The following is a 10383-nucleotide window of genomic DNA, read 5'->3' as shown; positions in this document are numbered from 1 at the left end:
TACGGCCGCCAGCCACACCACCCTGTAGGCCGGATGGGCGTTAATGCTCGGCGAGGTCCCGCTCCAGCCGGATCACCTGGAGCTCGCGGGCAGAGGAAGGCGCCCTGCTGCTGGGCGCCGGCTGACGACAACGCGGCCGGGCGGGATGCGGGGAGCCGCGAGCCGGACAGTCCTATCCTCGGTCGCTCTTGTTCGGCTAGGTGCCGATCGCGTGCACACCGCCGTCCACATGAATGATCTCCCCGGTGGTGGCGGGGAACCAGTCCGACAGCAGCGCCACGCAGGCTTGCGCTGTGGGGCCGGTGTCGTGGATGTTCCAGCCCAGTGGCGCACGCTCGTCCCAGACGCTCTCGAACCGCTCGAACCCGGGGATGCTCTTGGCGGCCATCGTGCGTAGCGGCCCCGCCGCGACCAGGTTGACCCGCACCCCGCGAGGTCCAAGATCACGAGCGAGATAGCGGGTGGCGGACTCCAGACCGGCCTTGGCCACCCCCATCCAGTCATAGGACGGCCAGGCCACCGCCGCGTCGAAGTCGAGCCCGACGACCGACACCCGCTCGCTGAACAGCGGCAGGGCTGCCCGGCACAGGGCAGCCAGCGACCAGGTCGAAACCTGTACCGCGGTGGCGACCTCGGCCCAGGGGGCCTCCACGAACGGCTTCCCGCCCAGCACGGATTCGGGTGCGAAGCCGATCGCGTGCAGTACGCCGTCCAGCCCGTCGGTGTGCTCAAGCACCCGGTCGGACAACGCGCTCAGGTGCCCTTCGTCGGTCACGTCCAGCTCGATGACGGGAGCCTCGGCAGGCAGCCGCCTGGCGATCCGCCGGGTCAGCGACAGCCCGCGGCCGAAGCCTGTCAGCACCACCGTCGCGCCCTGTTCCTGGGCGATCCGGGCGACCCCGAACGCGATGGACGCATCGGTCAAGACGCCGGTGACAAGGATGCGCTTACCTACAAGGAGTCCACTCACAGGCGGCATCCTGTCAAACATCACCAGTGCCTGGCGAGACGCCGCACCGACAAATTCACCCGCCGCCAGCCGTGGATCCCGCACGACCGAGCGCCCACAGCATGATCGCTTCGATGACGCTGGCCGGCGTCAACACGGCGTAGGAATTTTCCGGATGACCGTACACAGGGCGTCAACGCCGGCCGCATGTGCCGCCCGCCTGGTCCAGCATGACCGACGGCAGACCAGGGCGGCTGCCGTGAGCTGAAGGGGTGTGCGGTGTCCGGTGCGCCGCGGGGCTGGCAGGTCCGCGCCTGCGGGCGGACGGCATCCGGCTGGCCTTCCGCCGCTGCCCGTGTGACGAGCCCGGTGGCGGCCGGCCACCGGACATCCCCTGCCCGACCGACTCGAAGGCCAGGAGCGCCCATGCGTGACGTTCTGTTCGTGCTTATCACCATCGTGGTCTTCGCGCTGCTCGCGCTGACCGCGAAGGGAGCGGAAAAGCTGTGAACGCGGAAAACATCGTCGGCTTGGTCCTCGCCGCCGCGACCACGGTCTTCCTGGTGGTCGCCATCCTGTTCCCGGAGAGGTTCTAGATGAACACGACGACCGCGGGGCTCGTCTTCGTCGTCGTGCTCGTTGGCGCCCTTGCTCTGTCCTACGGGCCGTTCGGCGACTACATGTACCGCGTCTACACGGGCACCCGGCACCTGCGGGTGGAACGCGGCGTGTACCGGCTGGTGGGGGTGGATCCCGAGGCCGACCAGCGCTGGAGCACCTACCTGCGCAGCGTGCTGGCGTTCTCCGTCGTCGGCGTGCTGTTCCTCTACGCCCTCCTGCGGCTGCAGCATCGGCTGCCGCTCAGCCTCGGTTTCGCGGGGATGGAACCGGGCCAGGCGTTCAACACGGCGGTGAGTTTCGTCACCAACACGAACTGGCAGTCGTACTCCGGTGAGTCGACGCTCGGCCATCTCGCGCAGATGGCCGGTCTCGCCGTACAGAACTTCGTCTCGGCCGCGGTCGGCATGTCGGTCGCGATCGCGCTGGTCCGCGGCCTCACCCGCAAACGGACCGACCAGGTCGGCAACTTCTGGGTCGACCTGACCCGGACCTGCCTGCGCATCCTGCTGCCGGTCGCCGTCGTGGCCGCGGTCGTGCTGATCGCCGGCGGCGTGATCCAGAACCTGCACGGCAGCCGCGCCGTCACCACGCTGGCCGGCGGCACGCAGAGGGTGACCGGCGGCCCGGTGGCCAGCCAGGAGGCCATCAAGGAGTTCGGCACCAACGGCGGCGGTTTCTACAACGTCAACTCCGCGCACCCGTTCGAGAACCCAACGAGCTGGACGAACTGGCTCCAGATCTATCTGCTGCTGCTCATCGGCTTCTCGCTGCCGCGGACGTTCGGCCGGCTGGTCGGCAACACCCGCCAGGGGCTCGCGATCGTAGCGGTGATGGCCAGCCTGCTGATCGCGAGCTTCGCGGTGAACGCGGGCTTCCAGATGGCCCACCACGGCACCGTGCCGGGCGCGGTCGGCGCGGCGGCGGAGGGCACCGAAACCCGGTTCGGGATACCCGACTCGGCCGCATTCGCCAGTAGCACGACGATGACCTCCACTGGGGCGGTCGACTCGTTCCACGACTCCTACACGAGCCTCGGCGGGGCGACACTCCTAGTGAACATGATGCTCGGGGAGATCGCTCCGGGTGGCACCGGGTCGGGGCTGTACGGCATGCTCATCCTGGCCGTGATCACGGTGTTCGTCGCCGGGCTGATGATCGGACGGACGCCTGAGTACCTCGGGAAGAAAATCGGCAGCCGGGAGATCAAGTTCGCCTCCCTCTACATCCTCACCACACCGGCGGTCGCGCTGATCGGCACGGCGGCCGCGATGGCCCGGCCCGGTGAGCGGGCCGGGATGCTCAACGCGGGCGCGCACGGCCTTTCCGAGGTCCTTTACGCCTTCACCTCAGCGGCGAACAACAACGGCTCCGCCTTCGCCGGCATCACCGTGAACACCAACTGGTACAACACGGCGCTGGGCATCGCGATGCTCGCCGGGCGGTTCCTGCCGATGGTGTTCGTTCTCGGCCTGGCCGGGTCGCTGGCCCGCCAGCAGCCGGTGCCGATCTCGGCCGGAACCTTGCCGACCCAACGGCCGCAGTTCGCCGGGATGCTCGCCGGCGTCGCCGTCATCGTCGTCGCGCTCACCTACTTCCCGGCGCTCGCGCTCGGGCCTCTCGCGGAGGGCCTGCACTGATGTCCACCACTGCGATCGGAGCGCCCGTGTCACCGCCTGACATCCCAGCCCACCCGGCGCACCCAGCCCAGCCGGGGCAGCCGGGGCCACCGCGCCAGGTGCGGGGCGGGCTGCTCGACCCGAGACAGCTGTGGCGTTCCGCCCCGGGCGCGCTGCGCAAGCTGAATCCGGCGACGCTCTACCGCAACCCGGTCATGTTCATCGTCGAGATCGGCGCGGTCTTCACCACTGTGCTCGCGATCCGCGACGAGACGGCGTTCGCCTGGCTGATCGTCATCTGGTTGTGGCTGACCGCGCTGTTCGCCAACCTCGCCGAGGCGGTCGCCGAAGGCCGCGGGAAGGCACAGGCCGAAGCGCTGCGGCGGACGAAGACCGACACCCTCGCCCGGCGCCTGACGCCCGCGGGCGGCGAGGAACGGGTGCCCGCACCGCGGCTACGCCAAGGTGACCGGGTCGTCGTCGAAGCGGGCGAGTTCATCCCCGGTGACGGAGACGTCGTCGAGGGCATCGCCAGCGTGGACGAGTCGGCGATCACCGGCGAGTCCGCGCCGGTGATCCGCGAGGCGGGCGGCGACCGCTCGTCGGTGACCGGCGGCACCCGGGTGCTGTCCGACCGCATCGTCGTGGAGATCACCCAGAAGCCGGGAGAGAGCTTCATCGACCGGATGATCGCGCTGGTGGAAGGCGCGAACCGGCAGAAGACCCCGAACGAGATCGCGCTGAACATCCTGCTGGCCTCGTTGACGATCGTCTTCGTGCTCGCGGTCGCGACACTGCAGCCGCTGGCGATCTTCTCGAAAGCACAGCAGCCCGGTATCCCCGACACCTCGGCGCTGGGCGGCAACGGGGTGACCGGCATCGTGCTGGTGTCGCTGCTGGTCTGCCTGATCCCCACCACGATCGGTGCGCTGCTGTCGGCGATCGGCATCGCCGGCATGGACCGGCTGGTGCAACGCAACGTGCTGGCGATGAGCGGCCGGGCCGTGGAAGCCGCCGGTGATGTCAACACCCTGCTGCTGGACAAAACCGGGACGATCACAATCGGCAACCGGGAGGCACGCGAGTTCCTCCCGGTCGGCGGCACCGATGAGCACGAGCTGGCCAGGGCCGCGCAGCTGTCCTCGCTGGCCGACGAGACGCCCGAGGGCCGCTCCATCGTCATCTACGCCAAGAACACCTACGGCCTGCGGGAACGCGCCCCCGGCGAGTTGACCCACGCACGGTTCGTCGCGTTCACCGCGCAGACCCGGATGTCGGGGGTGGACCTCGGCGGCAGCGCCGGGGGCCAGCCGGCGAGCGAGGTCCGCAAGGGCGCGGCCAGCTCCGTCATGGCCTGGGTCACCGAACGCGGCGGGACGATCCCGCCGGACGCCGGTGAGCTGGTGGACGGCATCTCCGCCTCCGGCGGCACCCCGCTGCTGGTCGCCGAGGCCACGGACGGGGCCGCTCGGGTCCTCGGCATCGTCGCCCTGCGCGACATCGTCAAGCAGGGCATGCGGGAGCGGTTCGACGAGATGCGGCGGATGGGCATCCGGACAGTAATGATCACCGGTGACAACCCGCTGACCGCCCGCTCCATCGCCGAGGAGGCCGGGGTCGACGACTTCCTCGCTGAGGCGACCCCCGAGGACAAGCTCGCGCTGATCCGGCGGGAGCAGGAGGGCGGCAAGCTGGTCGCGATGACCGGCGACGGGACCAACGACGCTCCCGCGCTGGCCCAGGCCGACGTCGGCGTCGCCATGAACTCCGGCACGTCGGCGGCGAAGGAAGCCGGCAACATGGTTGACCTCGATTCCAACCCGACGAAGCTCATCGAGATCGTCGAAATCGGCAAGCAGCTCCTCATCACCCGCGGGGCGTTGACCACGTTCTCCATCGCCAACGACGTCGCCAAGTACTTCGCGATCATCCCGGCGATATTCGCCGCGGTGTACCCGGGCCTGGACACACTCAACATCATGCGGCTGCACAGCCCGCAGTCGGCGATCCTGTCCGCGGTCATCTTCAACGCTCTGGTCATCATCGCGCTGATCCCGCTCGCCCTGCGCGGGGTGCGCTATCGGCCGGCGAGCGCCTCGCGGATGCTGCGCCGTAACCTCTGCCTCTATGGTCTCGGCGGGCTGATCGTTCCGTTCATCGGCATCAAGCTCATCGATCTGGCCATCCAGTTCATCCCCGGAGCCCGGTGACTGTCATGTTCTCTCGCGTCCCTGTCTGGATCCGCCAGCACCTTGCCGCGCTACGGGCGATACTCGTCTTCACCATCCTGCTCGGCTTGGGCTACCCGCTGCTGGTTCTCGCCATCGCCCAGCTCCCCGGCCTGAAGGACAAGGCCGACGGCTCGTTCGTCCGCGATGCCAGGGGCACCGTGGCCGGCTCGAGCCTGATCGGCCAGTCGTTCACCGACGACAAGGGCAACCCGATCACGAAGTACTTCCAGAGCCGGCCGTCGGCGGCCGGCGGCGGCTACGACCCGACCGCGACCAGCGCGAGCAACCTGGGCCCGGAAAGCATCGTCGACACCCTGGCGGACCCGAACGTGACCGACGATTCCGGCAAGCAGAGCCTGCTCACCCAGGTCTGTGCCCGCAGCGCCGCGATCGGCACGCTCGAGGGCGTCGACGGGTCGCGGCCGAACTGCACGCCTGGCGGCGTCGGGGCCGTCCTGTCGGTGTTCTACGACCAGCCCGGCTACCAGGGCGCTGTCACCCGCGTGGTCAGTGTCAACGAGGAGTGCCCGGCTGCTCCGTTCATCACGAGTTTCGCCGGGATGAAGGTCGAGTGCCACACCTTCGGTGACGATGTCTCCGCCGGCAAGCTGGTCGTCGTGCGTGGCGACGCACCCGCCACACCGGCGGTGCCTGCCGACGCGGTCACCGCCAGTGGCAGTGGGCTTGACCCCGATATCTCCCCCGCCTATGCCCGCCTGCAGGTCAACCGGGTGGCGAGGGCCCGTGGCCTCGATCCGGCCGTTGTCCGCGCGCTGGTCGACGACCACGTCCACGGCCGGGCGGTGGGCTTCCTGGGTGAGCCCACCGTCAACGTCCTCAACCTGAACAGGGCGCTGGAGCGGCTGCGCTGAAGCAGACTGCACAGTAGTCGCCAGCTGACAGCGGCCAGGTGACAGGGGCCAGCCTGGGGAACCGCGCACCCGCTCATCCGCGCCTGGCCCGCTGGCGCGGATGAGCGGCCCGCGCCGAGGAACGGAGTCGGACATGCCCGGTCATGGTTCGGTCGGCGGAGCTGCCGACAAGGGGCGCGCGGCTCCGGCCAGCACCAGCCCCGCCGCGGGGGCCGCGCATCCGGCGCGCCGGCCATGAGCCGGGTCCTCGTCGTCGACGACGAGCCGCAGCTCGTGCGTGCCCTGCGCATCAACCTGCATGCGCGCGGCTACGAGGTGCAGACCGCCGAGGACGGACGGCAGGCGCTCCGCCGCGCGGGCTCTTACCAGCCCGACATCATCCTGCTCGACCTGGGCCTGCCGGACCTTGATGGCGTTGAGATCATCCGCGGGGTTCGCGGCTGGAGCACGGTCCCGATCATCGTGCTGTCAGGCCGGGTCGGCAGCAGCGACAAGGTCGCGGCGCTCGACGCCGGGGCCGACGACTACGTCACCAAACCATTCGACATCGACGAATTGTTAGCACGCCTGCGCGCGGTGTCACGCCGTACGCCGGGCAGCGAGGACCTGGAACCGATCATCATCGGCAACTGCCAGATCGACCTCGCCGCCCATACGGTCACCTGTGCTGTGCCCGCGGCGAGGGCCGCCCGCGGCCCGGCCGTGCCGGCTGGGGCGGGCCGCGACATCCGGCTCACCCCGACCGAGTGGGCGCTGCTGGAGGTCCTGCTACGCCACCCGGGCAAACTGGTCAGCCAACGCCAGCTCCTCACCACGGTGTGGGGACCATCCACTCCAGACAGCCATTACCTGCGCGAATACATGGCCCGGCTCCGGCGCAAGCTGGAGCCCGACCCATCGCGCCCCCGCCACCTGCTCACCGAACCGGGCATGGGCTGCCGCTTCCGGCCATAAGAGGCTCCGGCGACAGGGGCGTGGATCAAGGAGCGGGGCTGGGGTGCGTGCATCGCGAGGCGGTGGAGGGAGCCACCGGAGGTGGTGGGTGGCGACTGACGGCAACGTGGCGAGGTGCGTGCCCCAGCCCCGCGTCTTCCGGTGCCGCTGGCTGGGTACCGTGGCGAGAACGTGCCCGGACCGACGCCGGACGCCGACCGTTATTGATACCGGCACGATCCGTGGGAAGGCGGTGCCACGGTGTTGAACAGGGGTGTTCGCCTCGTCCGCCGGATCGCGGTGACCACGGCCGGGGTGAGCGTGCTCGGGGTGGGCGTCGCGCTGCTCGCCCTGCCCGGCCCGGGGTTCCTCGTCATCGCGCTGGGGTTCTTCATCCTGAGTCTGGAGTACGAATGGGCCCGCCGGCGGTTCGACAAGGCCCGGAAAAAGGCCGCCGACCTTGCTGACCAGGCCGCGGCGGCAATGTGGTCAGCCGCCTTCACGATCGTGTTCGGGCTTGGCATGGTTGCCGCCGGTATCGTGTGGATCACGGTGAAAGGGCTGCCCTTCTCCTCCGCGTGGACGGGAGGCAGCCTCATTTTCGGTGGCCTGGTGATTCTCGCCACGATGCTGGTGAGTCTGTGGCAGGCCAGACAGGCGCGCAACGCCGGCCGGCTGACCCCGGCGCAGCTGCTCGACCGGGCGGAGGAACACCAACGCCGCGAGCGGGCGTCGGCCGTCTCTCCCTCCACCGCTGGAGGTTCCCAACCAGGTGAGCCACCGCCTGCCTGAGAACCTCCAGCACGAGACAGGCTCAGGCCGTGAATCGGACCGGCAGACGCGCCAGGCCACGGATGAGGATGTTCGGCTTGTAGGGGGGGTCAGCGCTGAGCAGCTCGGCGGACCTGACGCGACGCACCAGCGCGCTGAGGAAGATCTCCATCTCCAGCAGGGCGAGCGGCGCGCCCAGGCAGTAGTGGTGGCCGAGGCTGAAGGACAGGTGGCGGGAGACCGGACGCTCCCCGAAGAAGCGGGTGACGTCGAGCCGGTCCGGTTCGACGTAGGCGTCCGGGTCGCGGTTCGCGCAGGCGATCAGAGCGACCACGCCTTCCCCCGGAGCGAAGGTACGGCCGCCGACCACGAGCTCCCGCTTGGCCGCACGGGTGTTCAGGTGGATGGGCGAATCGTAGCGCAGCAACTCGTCGACGGCCCGGGGAATCAGCTCCGGCCGCCCGCGCAGCAGCTCGAGCTGATCGGTGTTGCGCAGCAGGGCGAGGGAGCCATTGCCGACCAGGTTCACGGTCGTCTCATGGCCCGCAATGATCAGAGTGATACAGGTGCCAAGCACCTCGTCCGCGGTGAGCCTGTCGCCCTGCTCCTCCACCGCGGCCAGGGAACTGATCAGATCGTCTCCGGGGCTACGCCGCCGTTCGTCGACAAGCGCGCGGAAGTACGCGGCGAACTCGGGGAGCGCCTCGTTACGGGCGGCAAGCGCTTCGGCGGTCAGGTAGACGTCCGGATCGAACGCGTGCGCGAGCGCCTGCGACCATTTCTGCACAAGCGGGTGGTCACCGGTGGGCACGCCCAGGATCTCGCAGATCACGGTGAGCGGCAGCGGGTAGGCCATCATCTCGATCAGGTCGAACTCGCCGGCGTCCAGCGCGGCGTCGAACAGGCTGTCGACCAGTTCGGTGATACGTGGCCGGAGCTCGGCCACCCGCCGTGCGGTGAAACCCTTGGTGACCAGGCCACGTAGCCGGGTGTGATCAGGCGGCTCCATCCACAGGAATGTGTCGGGGAAGGCGGCTGCCGGAATCGTGGGGTGCAGCTGCTCCGCCTCCTTGTCATGGCCCCAGTCCGCACTCTGCAAGATTGTGACGCAGTCCGTGTAACGGGTTGCCAGGTGCAGCCCGAAGGCTGACATGTGCAGCGGCCCGGCGTCGCGCAGGGCCCGGTATCGCGAGTAGGGGTCGGCGCGGTTCGCGGGCTCGAACAGCTCATCCAGGAGAGGCGGTACGGCAGCGTCGTTCCGCGTCCGCGCCGGGGTGGTCGCCAGATCCATTTCGGCTCCCTCGCACGATTCTTCGGCACTTCTCCGGTCGCCGGGCACAAGCGCCGACGGCAGGGACTGATACGCCGGCGCCGACGCCTGGACGGACATTGGCGAGCGTGTCGGATCGACCGGTAAAGTAATATATCAACAGAGCCGACCGGCACTGCGGTGAACAGTTCGTTTACCTGACGCGACATATTCCTTACGAACTCCCTCCCGGCCGGATCGCATTCCTTCCGGTTATTGCGGCGACAAATAGATCTATCGGAGCATCCGATAACCGAGAGACCGCGCAAAAGAATGATAATAAGGTCGATGCCAGCGCTCCCATATACCGGCGGCGAGCACATGACGGCCACGGAGGCGTGATGGCACACGGCGGGACGGTCCGGCACCCGGGCCAAGGACGCGGGACCGACGTTGATGATCTGTCCCGGGCTCGGCCCGCCCCGGCCGCCGCGACCGCCGCGACCGGCGGCGAACGTGCCCACGCGGTTGTCCTCGGCGCCGGTATCGCCGGGCTGCTCGCGGCCCGAGTGCTCGCGGAAAGCTTCGACCGGGTCACCGTCTTCGAACGGGACGTTCTGGTGACCGCGGACCCACGCCGCGGCGTCCCCCAGGGCCGGCACCTGCACGGCCTGCTCGACCGCGGCCGCCAGATCATGGAGGAGCTGTTTCCCGGGCTGACCGCCGAGCTCGGCGCGAGGGGCGCTCCCGCGATCGAGACGCTGGTGGGTTCCCGCTGGTACCTGCGGGGGCTACGGGTGCACCCCACCGAGACCGGACTGATCTCGCTCCTTGCCAGCAGGCCGTTGCTGGAAGCCGTCATACAGGCGAATCTGCGTGGGATGCCGGGTGTGGAGCTCGTCCAGCGGGCAGTGGCGACCGGGCTTGTCGCGGCTCCCCATGCGCGCGAACGCATCATCGGCGTGCGGATCGTCCGGGCGGGGCGGAGCGCTCCCGACGGCTTGCGGCCGGAGCCCACGGCCGCCGATGGGGCGGAGTTCGTCAGTGCGGACCTCGTCGTCGACGCGACCGGGCGTGGCTCCCGCGGTGCGGACTGGCTCACCGCCCTCGGCCTGCCCCGGCCCCTGGAACAGCGGGTCGA

General features: G+C 69.4%; 10 protein-coding genes. 8 read left to right on the top strand and 2 right to left on the bottom strand.

Annotated elements, in window-relative coordinates:
- Positions 1-196 precede the first annotated feature (196 nt).
- Entirely contained in the window at positions 197-970 is a 774-nt protein-coding gene (fabI, locus tag MJ785_RS02565) for an enoyl-ACP reductase FabI (RefSeq protein WP_239310783.1), read from the bottom strand.
- Positions 971-1228: 258 nt separating this feature from the next.
- Here fabI and MJ785_RS02560 point away from each other — a divergent pair, with 258 nt between their 5' ends.
- The 7 genes from MJ785_RS02560 (at position 1229) to MJ785_RS02530 (ending at position 8014) form a co-directional block, all read left to right on the top strand.
- Positions 1229-1459, top strand: coding sequence for a hypothetical protein (locus tag MJ785_RS02560; RefSeq protein WP_239310784.1), 231 nt, complete (start codon positions 1229-1231; stop codon positions 1457-1459).
- Positions 1456-1545, top strand: coding sequence for a potassium-transporting ATPase subunit F (locus tag MJ785_RS02555; protein ID WP_239310785.1), 90 nt, complete (start codon positions 1456-1458; stop codon positions 1543-1545). The genes MJ785_RS02560 and MJ785_RS02555 overlap by 4 nt, the downstream gene beginning before the upstream one ends.
- The gene (gene kdpA / locus MJ785_RS02550; RefSeq protein ID WP_239310786.1) at positions 1546-3207 is read left to right on the top strand and encodes a potassium-transporting ATPase subunit KdpA; all 1662 of its coding nucleotides are present in this window, start codon (positions 1546-1548) and stop codon (positions 3205-3207) included.
- Positions 3207-5396, top strand: coding sequence for a potassium-transporting ATPase subunit KdpB (gene kdpB, locus MJ785_RS02545; protein WP_239379990.1), 2190 nt, complete (start codon positions 3207-3209; stop codon positions 5394-5396). The genes kdpA and kdpB overlap by 1 nt, the downstream gene beginning before the upstream one ends.
- 5 nt (positions 5397-5401) lie before the next feature.
- A complete protein-coding gene (locus MJ785_RS02540) occupies positions 5402-6289 on the top strand; it encodes a potassium-transporting ATPase subunit C (protein ID WP_239310788.1) in 888 nt (295 codons plus the stop codon).
- Positions 6290-6523: 234 nt separating this feature from the next.
- On the top strand, positions 6524-7243 hold the full coding sequence (locus MJ785_RS02535) for a response regulator (protein ID WP_239379989.1): 720 nt from the start codon (positions 6524-6526) through the stop codon (positions 7241-7243).
- A 240-nt stretch (positions 7244-7483) separates the two neighbouring features.
- A complete protein-coding gene (locus MJ785_RS02530) occupies positions 7484-8014 on the top strand; it encodes a PGPGW domain-containing protein (RefSeq protein ID WP_239310790.1) in 531 nt (176 codons plus the stop codon).
- Positions 8015-8036: 22 nt separating this feature from the next.
- Here the strand turns inward: MJ785_RS02530 and MJ785_RS02525 are convergent, their stop codons facing one another.
- On the bottom strand, positions 8037-9284 hold the full coding sequence (locus tag MJ785_RS02525) for a cytochrome P450 (RefSeq protein WP_239379988.1): 1248 nt from the start codon (positions 9282-9284) through the stop codon (positions 8037-8039).
- Positions 9285-9643: 359 nt separating this feature from the next.
- On the opposite strand from MJ785_RS02525, the gene MJ785_RS02520 reads away from it, so the two are divergent.
- Positions 9644-10383, top strand: a 740-nt coding sequence (locus tag MJ785_RS02520; RefSeq protein ID WP_370652852.1) for an FAD-dependent oxidoreductase, incomplete at its 3' end; no start/stop codon positions are given.

The sequence above is a fragment of the Protofrankia sp. CiT1 genome (genome assembly GCF_917627335.1).
Taxonomy (GTDB): Bacteria; Actinomycetota; Actinomycetes; order Frankiales; family Frankiaceae; genus Protofrankia.
This window is presented reverse-complemented; position numbering and strand designations above follow the sequence as displayed.